Here is a 14773-nt window from a genome sequence, read left to right as displayed (position 1 = left end):
CAACCGTGGGGGCGGCGAAAGCCAAAGGCAAAACTGCTGCGGCGACGATGAGCACTGCTACCATAAAGAAAGGTAGGGATTTTTGGGGTGTCATCGGGTACATTTTGGGTCAGCTCCTTTTACGAGGTGGCGGTCACTGTGGCTGTGCTGACTTCTGATAGGGGTGTCGGGTCTGTCCAGCTGTGCCAGGCGAAGACTTCGACGGTGTAGTCTCCGGCTTCAGCCGGAATCCACGGAACTCCGAAGGTGTAGGTGGCTCCGGCTGGGACGGTGCCGCTGATGAAGCTGAGGCTCACCACACGGCCTGCGGCGTCTTTGACCTGGACGATGTAGAGCATGGCTTGGTCTTCAGCGGCGCTGTTGGTCATCTCGGTGGACAGGAGCACCGTGGTGCCCACGGTGGCTGCGGCGATGGGGTTGCCGTTGACGTCCAGCAGAGACGGTGCACCGGCGGAGATGACAACTCCGGGCGCAACCGGGGTCACCGTCAGGGTGGCGGTGGCCTTAATCCTCTGTGCCAGACCGTCGGCGTTGGCGGCGTCGTCGTAGACCGCTGTGATGATGTCGCCCACGGCAGCCTGCAGCTTGGTGCCTTGGGATGTGCCTGTGGTGAAGGTGAAGCTCTCCGAGAATACTCCGGAGTCGACAGCTGTCTCGGTTAAGGTCAGCCTTATGCCCGCGGGGTCGGTGCTTGAAGTTATTGCGATGTTGGCGGATTCTCTGAGGGCTGGTTCAAGGTTGAGGTCGGGGTCATTGAGGGTGACCACAGGTGAGTCATCCATGGTGTAGGAGGCCATGTCGAAGCTGAGGATGCCTGTGTTGTAGGTGACCAAAGCTGTCTTCCTGACGGCTACATCCAAGTTGCCCGCGGCATCCGCAGCGTCGATGTAGACCACCGTCAGGCCGTCGTCGTCCGCAGCCTTCAACTCGTCGGCAGCATCGTTGGTGGCTGCTGCCAACGTGATGATGGCTTGGAAGACGCCTGTGTCAGGCCCTGTTTCTGTGAGGGTGAAGTAGATGCCTGTGGGGTCGCTGGTGGTGAAGGCTCTGGCTCTTTCCGTTGTTTCATCAAGTTCGTCGTTGACGAGGGAGTTGACGTTGAGGTCGGGGTCGGTCACTGTGACGGTGACCTTTCCTCTGGGCGTGTAGACGGTCTTGTCCAGTTCGAGGGTGCCTGTGGTGGCTGTGATCGTCGCTGTAGCGGTGATGGTTATAGCTCCTCCGCCTCCGGCTGTGGCCGCGTCTCTGTATTGGACGGTGACCGTGTCGGCGCGGGATACTAGAAGGTACTCGTCATTTGTGGCTTGGGTTTCAGACACGATAATCGTGTCGGTGAAGACGTTGGTGTCCCAGCCTGTTTCTGTGAGAACTATGACCTCGCCTGTGGGATCCGTGCTGCTCTTTATCAGGACTTCGCTGTCTTCCAGTGTGTCGTCACCGTCGTCGGGAGTTGTGTCCGCTGCTTCCGGGTCAGTGTTCAGATCTGGGTCGGTCAGGGTTATCGTTATCGTATCGCCGATGCTGTATTCGGATTTGTCCAGCGACAATGTCCCTGTGTTAGTCCTAACTGAGGCTGTGTCTTGGAGGGTGGAGGTGCCGCCTGCACTGTTAGCCGGATCGATGTATTTAACGTAGAATGTATCTCCGGCTGCTTCGAGAACAGTTGCGTGGCTGAGGTCTATTCGTATCTCGAAGACTCCTGTGTTAACACCCGTCTCGTCGAAGTCGGTTTCAACCGCAGCACTATCTTCGAACTGGTGTTCATCTTCAGTGCCAGAGGTAAGAGGCCAGCTTGTGCTGTAGAAGGTCAGAGCTGTGTCCGCCAGACTGTCGAAGGCGTCGTCTACCACGTAGGCGTCAGTGTTGAGGTCTGGATCGGTTAGTTGGACTAGGATGGTGGTGTCCGGCGAGATCACCGACTTGAGGATGTCGATGGACCCTGTCTGGCTTCTGAAGGTAGCTGTGTCAGTCACGTCCACGGCATTACCGGCTGCATCCACCGCATCGGTGTAAGTTACAGTCACTGTTCCGCCGATGGCAACTTCCACCGTCGGAATGGTGCCAGCAGTTCCTGCACCGTCTGTGGTGGTGAACCGGAACTGGCCGGTGAAGACACCTGTGTCAGGTCCCGTCTCCAAGATCATGATGGCGTGGGGAGCGTTCTGGTCAGCTGCGCTGGTGACATCCAGCACGTTTAAGGAGTAGTATCTCTCCCGAGCGCTGGAGTCGGTGTTCAGGTCCATGTCCGTCACGGTGACGGTAGCTACGGCGTTGGGGCCGTAGGTGTCCCTGTCCAAGGCAACAGTTCCTGTGTGGGTGACGAAGTCAGCCGTAGCTGTGAGGTCCACGTTCGTCCGACCGTCCGCCGTGTTGGCGTCGGTGTAGGTTACGGTGATCGTAGCTCCACTGGCCACTTCGATGATGGGGTCGTTGCCAGCGGTGCTGTCGTCGTTTGCATCTCCGTCGTCTAGGACGAAGGAGAACTGGCCGGTGAAGACACCTGTGTTGACGCCTGTCTCATCCATGTCCACAGCGTAGTTTCCTACAGCAGCCGGCAGGTCTACTGTGACTTTCAGCACGTTAACGTTGTTAACCTCGTCAGCGGCCTCCGCGTTGAGGTTAAGGTCTGGGTCAGTCAGGGTTATGGTAGCCACATCGTTGATGTCGTACTCCGCCTTGTCCAAGGTCACGGCGCCTGTGTTGGCTGTGACCACGGCGGTTACCACCACGTTGTCTCCTCCGGCATCGTAGGTCACCGTGATGATGTCTCCTACTGCTGTTCCCGCAGGCAGCGCTATGGCGTCCTCAAACACGCCCGTGGTGGGACCTGTTTCAGTCATAGTCTGGACGCCTACAGCACCACCTGTGGTGGTGGCGAGGTTCAGCAAGGCTGCGGTTGTCTCCGCAGCTGTGGGGTCGGCGTTCAGGTCTACGTCCTCTACATCGATGTTGACAGTAGCGCCTAGTGGGTACTCTTCACGGTCAAGGGTAACAGCGCCCGTGATGGCACCGTAGCTTACGGTCACAGAAACATCCTGGAAGGGATCTACATCATGGTAGATGATCGTAACAGAGGTCACACCTGCATCAGCAAAGTCGAACTCTTCAACGACCTCATCAAATTCGCCCAACTCTGTGACGCCATCACCGTCGTCATCAGCATTCGGTTCGTTAGCGCCGAGGTTGGCTTCTTGGTTGGGCGGATTAGCTGGACGGCCTTCGTTTGTAGGAGTATCAAAGGCGTCGTCCACGATCCACGCAACCCAAGCGCCTCCCACTATTTGATAGAGGTCTATGGCTACGCCGTTTACCTCAACACTGGGCATTCCAGCAGTGGCAGCGGCGATATCTGGGTCTGTGATGGTTATCTGAAGTAGGTTGTCGCCGCTGAACCTGTCGGATGATACGGTTATGGTTCCCAGGGTGCCTGCGTGGGCTTTGGGTAGGACGATGGGTATGGCGGCTAGTACTCCTAGGAGGAGTATGGCGATGGTTGCTATGCCTAAACCTTTTTTCATGTCGATATTCAAGCCTATGGTATTCATCTTTTTCTCACACTCATACCGTTAGATATTTCCAACCTCAAACTAGCCCTCCGACAGTATATATACCTTAGCTTACATTTTATATACAAATGTAAACAAAAAACAACAAAAACCACCCTAAACAGCCGCCTGAAAAACCACAACACCCCAGCCCCAGAGCAGAGTCCCTAAAAGTGCGCGATAGTGGCATATGGTGGCATAGGTTTTCGGCGGAAAGACGCCCTTAAACTTTCTGAGAACACCTCGCTTAACCCTTCAACAAGAAAAGTTGAACATTCCAGACCCTACGGACTCACCCTCCTACAAAACCAGCAGTCCTGAAAAACCTTGCAAAAAACTCACACCACACAATCCAACGGGCGTAAAGCTTAATAGAGCGGAAAACCGCGTTCAAAAGCGGGGATATTTTTTTGGGCATCACCCACCTCGAAGGAACCGTGAAGGGCCCGGCTGGAGAAGAGCAAGTGCGCTTCCTCGTCGACAGCAGCGCAACCTACTCCCTACTTCCCCAAAAAGTATGGCGGAAAATCGGGCTGAAGCCCATGCGGGAGCACACCTTCACCCTAGCCGACGGAAGCGCGATAACCCGGAAGGTTTCAGAATGCTACATCATCCTTCCCCAAGGAGAAGCCCGCACCCCCGTCATTCTAGGAGAGGCGGGTGATGAGGCACTGTTAGGCGTGGTCACCTTGGAAATTTTGGGACTGGTCCTCGACCCCTTCAAACGCACACTAAAACCCATGCGAATGCTCCTAGTCTAAGTTTCCATCCGAGACAGCGGCTTCACGTTTCCCTCCAGCTCAGCCAAGCCTCAAACTCTCCGAGGACGCCCAGCCTTCCCCTTCGGAGCCCCGGCCTTCAACTGAAGCCCCAGGGAAGCCACAGCCAAGACCACGGCCACAGCCGCCAAAGCCAGAACTCCCCGTATCAAACCCTCAACCCCAGCCACCTCACCGGCCAAGTCGTCCACGGCGTCCCCCAACGCAACTACCTGAGCTTCCAGGGAAGCAGCCTCCGAAGAAAGCTCAGCCACCCGGCTTTCCAAAGCAGCCAGCCGCCCGTCCTCGCCCTCGGGGGCAGGGGGCTCCGAAACCCGAAGCCTCCAAAGGGCTCCGTCGCCTGTGCCAACGGGGCTTCCGAACCTAGCCAGGTACAGGTTTCCCAAGGGGTCGAAGGCGATGCCGTAGACCCTCCCCAGGTCGGAGAGGACTACCTCCGGCTCCCCGCCCTCAGGCTTCAAAACCTTCAGCGTCCCCGCCTTCTCGGTGAAGTAAACCCAGCCCCGGCCGTCCACAGCCACGTCGTAGGGGTTCCGCAGCCCCTCCAGCAGGGTCAGAGGCTCCGCCGACCCCGGGGGAAGCATCCTCAGGGCTCCGTTGCTCTCCGTTCTGTTCCCAAACTCCACCCAGTAGACACTGCCAGCTCCGTCCACGGCCACTCCGTAGGGGACGTTCAAACCCTCCACCAAGGTTTCAGGCCGCTCAGCCCCGGGGCTCAGCCTCAGCAGCGCCCCCTCCACCGACCGGATGGTAATGTAAAGGTTGCCGTCTCCGTCCAAGGCCAAGTCCCACATCCCCAAGGTCTCCTCCACCACAGCCTCAGGCTCCGAAGCTCCGGGCCTCAGCCTCCAGAGCACCCCTTCAGCGCCCTCCACCACGTAGACGTCGCCTTCAGGCCCCACTGCCACCCCCGGCGCGGAGGTGAGGTTGGAGAGCAGCGTGGAAACCCGGCCGTCCGCCCAGTATTTTTTAAGAGCTCCCTCCAAACCGAACTCCGTGAAGTAAACGTTGCCCTCCTGGTCCACAGCCAAACCTGTAGGGTGATTCAGCCCCTCCAGCAGAACTTCGACCTCCCCTTGGAGGGCGGCTGCGGAGGCCAAGGCCGTCAAGCTGCCGAGGGAGAGAAGGACTGCGAAGAAAAAGGGGTAAAACTTTCGGAAGCCTGAAACCTGCAAGGTTGCTCCGCCTCCCATAAAGCTGGGGAGCTGAAAAAGTTTTCGGAGTCCAGCTCTGCTACTCTATCAGAGGCTTCAGCCGACCTTTGCCCAACTCCAAGCTGCTTACCCCCGCCTCCCGGGTTTCCTGAAGTTTCTGATACTCCAGAGCCTTCTTCACCAACGCCTTCACCCTCGGCGTGTCCTCCATGCCTGAGAAGAGGACGATGCTCATCATGGTTTTAGACTTGGGAAGCGGGTAGTCGCCCACCCTCAGCTCCGCGTTCACGGCAACGCTCTCCAGCCAGCTTCGAGCATGATCGATGCCGGCGCGGCTCATCTCCCGCGGAGGCCCGGCTACCATGAACAAGACCCGGCGGGCCTGCTTTATGTCGCACTCAGCCGTCAGCTTCCCCGTCACAGCCAGTCTTATGAGCTCGTGGATGTCCACTTTTTTACTCCACAGCCCACCCAGCTGGACTTCCGAATGGCCTAGGACAGTGAACTGGCGGATGGTGTTCATAATGTCGGAGGCGTCTACCACCTTGGCGCCTATTTTATCCTTAGCCGTGACCTCCCCGGCTCCCATCAGCACAGGCAGAGGCTTGACCACCTGGTGGTTCATGGCGTCGTAGCTGGCTTGGATGGGCAGCCCTTCCCTCCTCCAGAGGTTGTTGTCGAAAAGAATGATTCCGTCCGCCTTGTCTTTGAGGGAAACCAGGCTTCTCGCCGCGTTGTAGCACATCAGGCCTCCCTCATCGTCGCTGGGCAGCACTCCGAGGACATAGACAGGCTCCCCGTAGCTCTCCTTCAATGCTTTAACCAGCACGGGGGTTCCCCCTGAACCTGTGCCCCCGCCAAGCCCGGCTATCAGGAGGAAGGCGTCGATGTCCAAGTGCTCCCGCTCACTCAGCACTCTCTTGATCATCGGATGGTCTTTTTCCATTATTTTAGCCGCCAGCTCGTTGTTTAATCCTACTCCGTGGCCTTTCACAGCGCTCTGCCCTATGAGGACCCTGTGCTTCTGGGGGATGGTTCTCAAGCCTATGAGGTCCGACTTGGAGGTATTAACAGCCATACAGGAGGCCACAATATGCTTGTGTCTTCCCCAAGTATCATAATGGAGGAGTAGGTCGACGATTCTCCCGCCAGCCTGCCCTAAACCTATGGTTACAAGCTTCAAACAACTTTAGCCTCATATCGATTAATTCTCAAGAAGAATATAGCCTTCCCCCACATATAAAAATCTACGTCTCAAAACGTCTGCGAAAAAAGGGGGAAACCGGCCTCCCAAAAAAAAGGGGCTACTTCTCCATGTCTTCAAGGCCGTGGTGGGCGTGGACGGCTCTGAGCTTATGCCTCACGATGGTGTTCTCCAGCTCCTCCCTCAGCAATTCGAAAAGTTCTTTTTGAAACTTCAAGAAACGGGGTTCTCCCCTATTCCTAGGCCTCTTAAGGTGGACGGGGACATTGCACTTAAGTCTAGCCGGCTTCGAACTTAGGACAATAATCCTGTCAGCCATCTCTATGGCTTCCGTCAGGTTGTGGGTAACAAGCAGGAAGGTTTTCTCCGTCTCCTCCCAAAGCTCCAGAACCTCGCTTCTCAAAACCTGCGCCGTAAATTCGTCGACCGCGCTGAAGGCCTCATCCATCAGGATGACCTCGGGGTCGACGGCTAAGGCCCTTGCAATGCCGACTCTCTGCTTCATCCCCCCGGAAATCTCTTTGGGATAAAGGTTCTCCAGACCCTTCAATCCCACCATTTCCAGAAGCTCGAGGGCGATTTTCCTCCTCTGAGGGCGGGGGACTCCCCTGGCTTCAAGGCCGAATTCCACGTTTTGAACCACCGTCCTCCAAGGGAAAAGGGCGAAGGATTGGAACACCATGCTTATCTTGGGATGAGGCTCCTCGATGCTTTCACCCCTAAGCCTGACCTCCCCGGTGGAGGGCGCATCTAAGCCGGCGATGATCTTGAGAAGCGTGGACTTCCCGCAGCCGCTGGGCCCGATGATGCACACGAACTCTTTGTCGTGGACGTCGAAGGTTACCTCGTGGAGGGTGCAGACTCTCTCCCTACGATGGGGGAAGTGCTTGGTTACCTTCTCAACCTCCAAGCACACGGTCATTCATGCCACTTCCTGATGTAGTTCTCCAGCCGCTGGAAGACAGTCCTGTCAATGATGATGGCTAAGCCTCCGATGGCGAAGATGCCGGCGAAAGCTTGGGTGAGAGACTCAGCCTGAACGGAGTGGTTGATGAAGAAGCCTATGCCGTGGATGCTGGCTATGATTTCTATGGCTAAGACTATTTCCCATAGAAACTCGTAAGCCAACCTCACCCCAGTTACGATCTGAGGCAAAACAGCGGGGAAAACCAGCTTGGTGTAGACTTGGTATTTTTTCGCCTTGTAGATCTCCGCCACATGGAAATAGTCTTGAGGAATATCTTTCACACCCTCCCTCACGGTGAAGAACACGGGGAAAAACGCCACCACAGTGGCCATGAACACAGCGGCCGCCATCCCGGGGCCGAACCAGAAGACTATCAAAGGGAGAAGCGCCAGGTCAGGCAGCGCTCCCACTATCATCACCAAAGGGGTAAGCGTGGAATCAACCCGAGACTTCAACCCCGTCCCGATGGCTAGGGGTATGGCGAAAACACTGGCTATGATGATGCCTAAGACCAAGTTGGCCATGCTGTGGAGGATAAGATAGACGAATTCAGGATTGCCTAGGTTGGTGAACAAAACCGCGAGGATCTCAGAGGGGGAAGGCGCGAATTTAACGAAAAACAGGTTCAGCCTCGCAGCGGCCTCCCAGCCTGCGAAGATGGCTCCTAGGGGGAGGAGGAACAGGAAATTGTCTGCGGCGGCCCCGTTGGAGCGAGAAGGGGCGTTGGAAGAGCGATGCTTCATCCTCCGTAAGAAACCTGAGAAAGCCATCGGGAGTCCTTCCGCATTCTTTCATCAAACTGAAGAATCACATAAAAATTTACGGAGAAGGACGGATGAAACCTTTGATGAAACGATGAGAAGGTGGAGGCGAATCCTATCTTCGCACTTAGCATAAACCTGTAAAAAAATCGGGAAGTCTTGGGGAAAAATTAAAGACGTTCCAATAAAGAATTTCCTTCACCGAATGAACTCTCATGAAAGAATTTTGATTCGCAACTTTATAAACTGCCAACGGCATGAAGGGGAGGGAAGGGAAAACATAAAGAATGCTTAAGACCTGGTAGAAGCTGGAAAGGGTTTTCCTCGGTTTTTGATCCCTCTCCCCCGCAACCGCAACTGAAGCAGCGGGTTTCACTCGGGAAGACGCTTACCAAGGTTTTCAAAACATTTAATAGCCTGTTACTACCTTAGCTTGCCGAACTGGGAAAGGGTGAATGTTTTCTCTTTGCCTAGAAAGGTGCTGTTGGACTCCAGCTTCCTTTTTCTCCCAACTCATAGGAGAATAGATATATTTAAGGAACTGGAGAGACTTTTATCAACGAAAGTCGAACCTGTGGTTTTGCCCCCGGTGCTGGAGGAGGTTGAAAAAATAGCTTCCAACTCTGAGACCGGCCTTGGAAGAAAGGCCGCCCACGCCCTGAGAATAGCGGAGCGCTGTCTGAAGGCTGATTTCAATAAGCTCCCCGGAGAGTCTGTGGACGAGTACTTGGTCAGGGCTGCGGAAGCATTAGGCTGCCCGGTGGCCACAGGGGACTCGAAGCTGAGAAGGCAGCTTCGCGCTAAAGGTTTACCTGTTGTATTCTTGAGGGAGAAGACCCGTTTGGTTTTGGAGGGGTATGTAGCCTAAATGTTTGAGCTTGTGAAATGCCAAGACATCGTCAGGATTCCCCCGGAAAAGTTCAGCTCCGACCTGAAGAAGGTAGCTGAGGAGGAGTTGAGCAAGAAATACGAGGGCATCCTCAGCAAGGACCTAGGCTACGTCATCGCCGTCACGTCGGTGGAGATATCCCCGGTGGGCAAGATTCTTCCCGGGGACGGAGGCACCTACCACACGGCAACCTTCACCCTCCTAAACTACAAGCCGGAAGTTCAGGAGATCGTCGAGGGGGAGGTGGTTGAAATCGGGGACTTCGGCTCCTTCGTGAGAATAGGCCCTGTGGAGGCTCTGCTTCACATCTCCCAGATAATCGACGACTACGTGGTCTACGAAGAAAAGCAAGGAACCCTCCTGGGAAGGGAGACCCTTAGGAAGCTGGCCAGCGGGGATAAGGTTCGAGCGAGGGTGACAGCCATCAGCATAGCCAAAGGAGGCTCCAGCGGCAAGATAGGCATCACCATGAGGCAGCCCTATCTGGGGAAGCTGGAGTGGATCAGGGATGATGTTAAAAAACTGAGGGAAGCGGAGAAGCGAACTCCGCAGGCGGAGGGGAAGAAAAAGTGAAGGAGCGAGCCTGCGTCAAATGCCACCTCATCGTCTACGGCAACATCTGCCCTAACTGCAAGGAGTCTAGTCTCTCCGACGACTTCACAGGAGTTCTCATCATCCTCGACCCGGAGAAGTCCGAGATAGGGAAGAAGATGGGAATCACCAGAGCGGGAAGGTACGCCCTCAAAGTCAGGTAACTCCGGGTTTTCTCCGCCCTGCTGAGGAAAATTTCAGGCAAGGTTTAGATGCCCGTGGAAGCCGCTGCCTTAATTTTTACCGTCGGAGTCCTCATAGGCACACTGGGCAGCATGCTGGGGCTGGGAGGAGGATTCCTCTTCGTCCCCTACCTTCACTTTCTCCTCGGCCAGTCTATCCATTCGGCTGTGGGAACCTCCATGGCATCCAACCTTTTCACCACCTCCTCAGCCACGCTGAGCTACTTCCACCAGAAGCGCGTAGACTACAAGCTGGGGCTCCTCCTAGAGTCCGCCGCGGCTCCCGGCTCCTTTCTGGGAGCCTCCCTAACCGGATTCTTGGAGCCGACGGTTCTGCGCACAGTTTTCGGAGTTCTCGCCGCCTACGCGGGGGTCAGTATGCTGACGGGATTCAGCCTTTGGAGGAAGAGGATATTCCCCGCTAGGCTGAGCCCTAAGCCGCTGTTGTGGAGGCGGCTGTTTGTGGACGGAGAGAACAAGAAGTTTGAATTCACCGTCAACGTTGTCCCCCTACTAGCCGGAGGGTTCGCCGTAGGCCTCCTTTCAGGCATAGCCGGTATAGGCGGAGGGCTTCTTAAGGTGCCCTTGATGACCTTGGGTTTAGGCGTCCCTGTCCACGTGGCCATAGCCACCTCCAGCCTCACCAGCCTCATCACCTCCGCCTTCGGAGCCGCAGCTCACTCGACTCTAGGCCACGTCAACCTCCCCCTCACCTTAGCGCTGGGCTTAGGCGCCTTTGGAGGAGCGCAGGTGGGAGTTAGAATTTCGAAAAAGGCCGGGGCGCCGGTGCTTCGGAGGATTTTCGGCCTCGTCCTCCTCCTCATAGCCTTCAGAATGCTATGGGTCGGCTGAACTTTCCCGTTATATCATAGTGGAGGATGGGTTCTAGAGCCGCCTACTAGTTTCTTCCATTTTTTCCACTTCTCAGGTTTGGCTTTAACCCACCAACCGGGAACTCTGACCTTCCGGTATTCGTCTACATCCGAAAAGTCGAAGGGTTTCAAGTCCAACACAGGGGAGCCGTCTAAGGCGTCCAAGCCTCGAACCTTCAACACACAGTCTTCCCTCTCCAAAAGCTCAACCAAGGTCAGCCCCAGAGGATTAGGGCGGCTGGGGGAGCGGGTGGCGAAAACGCCCAGCAAAGGCATCTCCCGGCTTCCCCAAGGGTGAACCTTCAGTTTGGGAGCTTCTCTGATTTTGTGAAGCCAGTAGATGACGTAGAGGTGGGAGAAGCCCTCCAAGCCTTCCAGCCCCGCCGAGTAGGTTTTTTCTAAAACAATCTCCGAGGTTAAACTTCGATCTTTGACGGTTCCCTCCTTTTGGGGCGAACGGACGAAGCCTATGGGTTTCAGGGGGATGGTCTTTTCTTTAAGCGGCCTAAGCCTTTTTTCCACGCTGCCCAACCTGCGTCCTCCATGCTTATCGGAGGGTGATGAACCCATAAATAATTCAGGGTTTCCAAAAAACTATAATATCACCGCAGACCCATCCTACTGGAGAAGCACAGTTAGCCGCATTGCACACTTCGCAGGAGGGCAGGTGAGATGGTGAAAATTCTGGTCTGCGATAAAATTCATGAAGAAGGCCTAAACCTGCTGAGGGAGGCTGGATTCGACGTCGACGAGAAACTGGATTTGAAGCCTGAAGAGTTGGAGAAGATAGCTAGAGACTATGATGCCTTGATCGTGAGAAGCAGAACGAAAGTCACCAAAGACGTGGTTCCTGAAAATTCTAGGGTGAAAGTCATAGGAAGAGTGGGGGTGGGAGTGGACAACATAGATGCGGAGGTCATCAAAAGGACGAAGGTGCTGACATCCCCCGAAGCCGTCACCGACGCCGTAGCTGAACTCACCATAGGCTTGATGATCGCTGTGGCAAGGCAGATCCCCTTAGCCGACAGCGCCCTCAAAAAGGGGGAGTGGCTGAAAAGTAAAATAATGGGCCGTCAGCTTCAAGGCCAGACCCTCGGAGTGATAGGCTTCGGCCGGATAGGCTCTAGGGTGGCGAAGATCGCCAAAACCTTGGGGATGAATATTTTAGCCTACGACCCCTTCATGAACGAAGCTGCACTGAAGGAGGTGGGAGGGAAGGCTGTCTCCTTGGAGGAGCTGCTGAGAAATTCAGACATCATAACTCTGCACGCTACCTTGCTTCCGGAAACCTACCACATGATCGGGGAAAAAGAATTCGCCATGATGAAGGACGGCGTGATCATCATAAACATAGCCAGGGGAGCGCTCATCGACGAGAAAGCCTTGTACAAAGCCCTGAAAACCGGCAAGGTCGCCGGCGCCGGGCTGGACTGCCATGAAACCGAGCCCCCCACCAACTTGGAGCTGGCTAAACTTCCCAACGTGGTCTGCACTCCCCACATAGGCGGACAGACTGAGGAGGCTCAAAGAAACGCCAGCGTTCTGATAGCCCACAAGATCATCGACTTCTTCAGAAAATAGAACCTTCAGCCCTTCCGGCGGCTTCGCTTCTTGTAATACTGCTTCAGCTTGAAGCTTTTGAAGTAAAGGCATTCTTTCGGGCTGATGTGAGTTTCCCTCACGTTCGCTTTCTCCCTGAGGGTAACGGGCGCCCCCCGAATGATGACCGCGGGAGTTCGCTCTCCTGTCTCTCCCATCAGCAGGTTGGCGGCGGAGGCTAGACTGTCAGCCACAGCCGTCCGGGTGATCAGTAGAGGCTTACCGTAAAGGTCCAGTTTCCCTCGGCAGTCTTCCACGGCGTTAAATCCAGCGACCCCTAAGGCTATTCCTGTGATCCCCAGCCTTAAGGGAAGGGTGTGACTGTCCACGATGAGAACCCCCACTTTTTTACCGGTTCGAAGGAAAAGCTCGCCTCTGATCCTCTCCGCAGCCCTTTGCGGGTTTGAAGGGAGAAGGACAACGTGGCCTCGAGGAGCATTCTTATGGTCGATGCCCGCGTTGGGTAGGAGAAGGGAGTCCTTCAAGGTGAGAAGCGCCCTGTAGACGCCTCCGTACACCTCCTCCGCCTCTCCCATGACCAACTCCACGAACCCCGGCTCCAGAGAATATTTTTCCGCCAGTTTTCTAGCCGCCTTGGAAGCAGGCTTTTCATCAATACGAATCACCCGGCCTTCCGCGTAGGAGAGAACCTTTGAAGATATCGCTAGGATGTCTCCCTCCTGAAGCTTTAAGCCCTGCTTCTTCACGCTGCGAAGTAGAATATCCACAAGGTTATCTTTGGGGCGGATTAGAGGGGTCTTTACACTGAAAAGCTGCATGGGCACAACCCTCTACGGGGAAGCGCTTCCCTCAGCCTGAGTCCCCAAAAGGGTATGTTCTTCTTCAAGCTTCAATAACTCTCGCAAAACCTCAGCAAGCCTCCAGCCTTCGAAAGGAGCCCTCTTTATTTTTTCCATAAACCCATTATACTGAGCCAAGGTACCCAGCAGAAGAACGTCCACAGCCTTTTCGCCAAAAACTAGGGCGGACTCTGGCAACGCCGCGTCGCCTCCTACTGCCAACATTTCCTGTTTCACGAGCAAGGCTAGAGGAGTTGGCAGGTTCTTCACTTTTATCGCCCGAAACACCGCCTTTTGGCTTAGGGCTTCCGCACCCGCAGCCCCCAGCTTTCTAATCTCTTCCGCCATATCATCTTTAAACCCTGCACCGGCCACCGTTTCCACCTCGATTCTACCGGAGGCTTTAAGGGAAACTTTCCTCCTCATGGATTCCGCCATCCTTACAGCTTCAACGGTAGCCGCTACGTCGTGGGTGCGGATCATGTGGGCGCCATTGTACACAGCTACAGCCTCCGAGGCCAAGGACCCGTAAAGTCTCTGTTCTGGATGCTCTTGCCCCAGAATTTTCCCGATGAAAGACTTTCTGGAAACAGCCACGAGGATAGGTCTCCCCAAAGACCTCAGCCGAAATAGGTTCCCCAACACGTAACAATCCCAGAGATACCAAGGATAGTCGGGAGGCCTCAGAAAACCTATGGCAGGGTCTACCACCAGCTTCTCCAAAGCCACACCCTTGACTTGGGCGATTTCCAGACTTTCCTTCAAAGCCGCTAAGATTCTCCCCACCGGCCCGCCTTCTCCCGGTTTTCTTTCACAAGCAGCCAAGTAGGCGACTGCCCCATATTCGGCTACGATGTCCGCCATCCTACCATCCCATTTGAAACCGCTGACATCATTGATGATGTCGGCTCCCACGTTAAGAGCAGCTTCAGCCACCTCGCTCAGGCGAGTGTCGGCGGAAACAGGCACGTCCACAACAGCCTTCACAGTCTTAATAGCGTTGACAAGTCTTTCCTTCTCCACAGCCACGGGGATTTCCTCAAATTTCCGATAGGGTGCCGTGGACACGGCTCCTAGGTCGATGGCTGCTGCTCCCTCGCCCACCATTTTTTCAGCTTGGAAGGCGATTTCTTCCCGGGTCAGCTTTATCGACCCTTTATAGAAAGAGTCCGGGCTTACATTTATCGCCCCGATGACGGCTACTGGAAAATTATCGCCCACTTCAATCCCGCATATCTTCGCTTCAATCATGAGAATTCAAAACCTCTACACTGATAAAAAGAGAACTGTTTACACTCTCCCCAGGGGAAGAACTTGCAGAGAGAATTTTGACTGAAAGGCCGTCAATGAGCGCTTCAATTTCATTAGGCGAAACTTTTAACTTTTCTCTGGGAAACGTTATTTCGTCGAAAGACCTCCTGAAATGGTTA

At 55.1% G+C, this 14773-nt stretch carries 15 protein-coding genes; 6 read left to right on the top strand and 9 right to left on the bottom strand.

The features are described from left to right. Nucleotides 1-119 precede the first annotated feature (119 nt). Nucleotides 120-3518 carry a hypothetical protein gene (locus BWM17_RS05635; RefSeq protein ID WP_309492968.1) on the bottom strand — a complete coding sequence of 1133 codons (3399 nt, stop codon included), beginning with the start codon at nt 3516-3518 and terminating at the stop codon, nt 120-122. A gap of 437 nt (nt 3519-3955) precedes the next feature. Between BWM17_RS05635 and BWM17_RS05630 the strand changes: the two genes are divergently transcribed. Beyond that, entirely contained in the window at nt 3956-4306 is a 351-nt protein-coding gene (locus BWM17_RS05630; RefSeq protein WP_309492967.1) for a retroviral-like aspartic protease family protein, read from the top strand. A 50-nt stretch (nt 4307-4356) separates the two neighbouring features. On the opposite strand, the gene BWM17_RS05625 is transcribed toward BWM17_RS05630, so the two are convergent. The 5 genes from BWM17_RS05625 to BWM17_RS05605 form a co-directional block, all read right to left on the bottom strand. Continuing rightward, entirely contained in the window at nt 4357-5517 is a 1161-nt protein-coding gene (locus BWM17_RS05625) for a hypothetical protein (protein ID WP_309492966.1), read from the bottom strand. Nucleotides 5518-5557: 40 nt separating this feature from the next. Then, nucleotides 5558-6661 carry a tubulin/FtsZ family protein gene (locus BWM17_RS05620; protein ID WP_309492965.1) on the bottom strand — a complete coding sequence of 368 codons (1104 nt, stop codon included), beginning with the start codon at nt 6659-6661 and terminating at the stop codon, nt 5558-5560. A 121-nt stretch (nt 6662-6782) separates the two neighbouring features. After that, nucleotides 6783-7604, bottom strand: coding sequence for an ABC transporter ATP-binding protein (locus tag BWM17_RS05615; RefSeq protein WP_309492964.1), 822 nt, complete (start codon nt 7602-7604; stop codon nt 6783-6785). Next, nucleotides 7601-8392 (bottom strand): ABC transporter permease, encoded by a 792-nt coding sequence (locus BWM17_RS05610; protein WP_309492963.1) that lies wholly within the window; start codon nt 8390-8392, stop codon nt 7601-7603. The genes BWM17_RS05615 and BWM17_RS05610 overlap by 4 nt, the downstream gene beginning before the upstream one ends. A gap of 145 nt (nt 8393-8537) precedes the next feature. After that, nucleotides 8538-8786 carry a hypothetical protein gene (locus BWM17_RS05605; RefSeq protein WP_309492962.1) on the bottom strand — a complete coding sequence of 83 codons (249 nt, stop codon included), beginning with the start codon at nt 8784-8786 and terminating at the stop codon, nt 8538-8540. Between the two features lie 90 nt (nt 8787-8876). Here BWM17_RS05605 and BWM17_RS05600 point away from each other — a divergent pair, with 90 nt between their 5' ends. From BWM17_RS05600 to BWM17_RS05585, 4 genes are read left to right on the top strand one after another with little or no spacing between them, the layout of a single operon-like run. Beyond that, a complete protein-coding gene (locus BWM17_RS05600) occupies nt 8877-9278 on the top strand; it encodes a hypothetical protein (RefSeq protein WP_309492961.1) in 402 nt (133 codons plus the stop codon). Then, the gene (locus BWM17_RS05595; protein WP_309492960.1) at nt 9279-9872 is read left to right on the top strand and encodes a DNA-directed RNA polymerase; all 594 of its coding nucleotides are present in this window, start codon (nt 9279-9281) and stop codon (nt 9870-9872) included. Then, the gene (spt4, locus tag BWM17_RS05590; RefSeq protein ID WP_309492959.1) at nt 9869-10054 is read left to right on the top strand and encodes a transcription elongation factor subunit Spt4; all 186 of its coding nucleotides are present in this window, start codon (nt 9869-9871) and stop codon (nt 10052-10054) included. Before BWM17_RS05595 ends, spt4 begins: the two co-directional genes overlap by 4 nt. A 54-nt stretch (nt 10055-10108) precedes the next feature. Continuing rightward, nucleotides 10109-10924, top strand: coding sequence for a sulfite exporter TauE/SafE family protein (locus BWM17_RS05585; RefSeq protein WP_309492958.1), 816 nt, complete (start codon nt 10109-10111; stop codon nt 10922-10924). Between the two features lie 14 nt (nt 10925-10938). On the opposite strand, the gene tsaA is transcribed toward BWM17_RS05585, so the two are convergent. Beyond that, entirely contained in the window at nt 10939-11466 is a 528-nt protein-coding gene (tsaA, locus tag BWM17_RS05580; RefSeq protein ID WP_309493732.1) for a tRNA (N6-threonylcarbamoyladenosine(37)-N6)-methyltransferase TrmO, read from the bottom strand. A 150-nt stretch (nt 11467-11616) separates the two neighbouring features. Between tsaA and BWM17_RS05575 the strand changes: the two genes are divergently transcribed. Further along, on the top strand, nt 11617-12525 hold the full coding sequence (locus tag BWM17_RS05575; protein WP_309492957.1) for a hydroxyacid dehydrogenase: 909 nt from the start codon (nt 11617-11619) through the stop codon (nt 12523-12525). A gap of 5 nt (nt 12526-12530) precedes the next feature. On the opposite strand, the gene cofE is transcribed toward BWM17_RS05575, so the two are convergent. After that, entirely contained in the window at nt 12531-13322 is a 792-nt protein-coding gene (cofE, locus tag BWM17_RS05570) for a coenzyme F420-0:L-glutamate ligase (protein WP_309492956.1), read from the bottom strand. Nucleotides 13323-13334: 12 nt separating this feature from the next. Then, nucleotides 13335-14594, bottom strand: a complete 1260-nt coding sequence (gene folP, locus BWM17_RS05565; protein WP_309492955.1) for a dihydropteroate synthase — start codon at nt 14592-14594, stop codon at nt 13335-13337. Nucleotides 14595-14773 lie beyond the last annotated feature (179 nt).

The organism is Candidatus Hecatella orcuttiae (assembly GCF_002009985.1).
Classification (GTDB): Archaea; Thermoproteota; Bathyarchaeia; order Hecatellales; family Hecatellaceae; genus Hecatella; species Hecatella orcuttiae.
This window is presented reverse-complemented; position numbering and strand designations above follow the sequence as displayed.

What these genes read in the sequence shown, in the direction of transcription:
- BWM17_RS05635 (WP_309492968.1), bottom strand. Translation starts at nt 3,518, where the DNA reads ATGAAAAAAGGTTTAGGCATAGCAACCATCGCCATACTCCTCCTAGGA.
- BWM17_RS05625 (WP_309492966.1), bottom strand. Translation starts at nt 5,517, where the DNA reads ATGGGAGGCGGAGCAACCTTGCAGGTTTCAGGCTTCCGAAAGTTTTAC.
- BWM17_RS05615 (WP_309492964.1), bottom strand. Translation starts at nt 7,604, where the DNA reads ATGACCGTGTGCTTGGAGGTTGAGAAGGTAACCAAGCACTTCCCCCAT.
- BWM17_RS05610 (WP_309492963.1), bottom strand. Translation starts at nt 8,392, where the DNA reads ATGAAGCATCGCTCTTCCAACGCCCCTTCTCGCTCCAACGGGGCCGCC.
- BWM17_RS05595 (WP_309492960.1), top strand. Translation starts at nt 9,279, where the DNA reads ATGTTTGAGCTTGTGAAATGCCAAGACATCGTCAGGATTCCCCCGGAA.
- BWM17_RS05575 (WP_309492957.1), top strand. Translation starts at nt 11,617, where the DNA reads ATGGTGAAAATTCTGGTCTGCGATAAAATTCATGAAGAAGGCCTAAAC.
- cofE (WP_309492956.1), bottom strand. Translation starts at nt 13,322, where the DNA reads ATGCAGCTTTTCAGTGTAAAGACCCCTCTAATCCGCCCCAAAGATAAC.
- folP (WP_309492955.1), bottom strand. Translation starts at nt 14,594, where the DNA reads ATGATTGAAGCGAAGATATGCGGGATTGAAGTGGGCGATAATTTTCCA.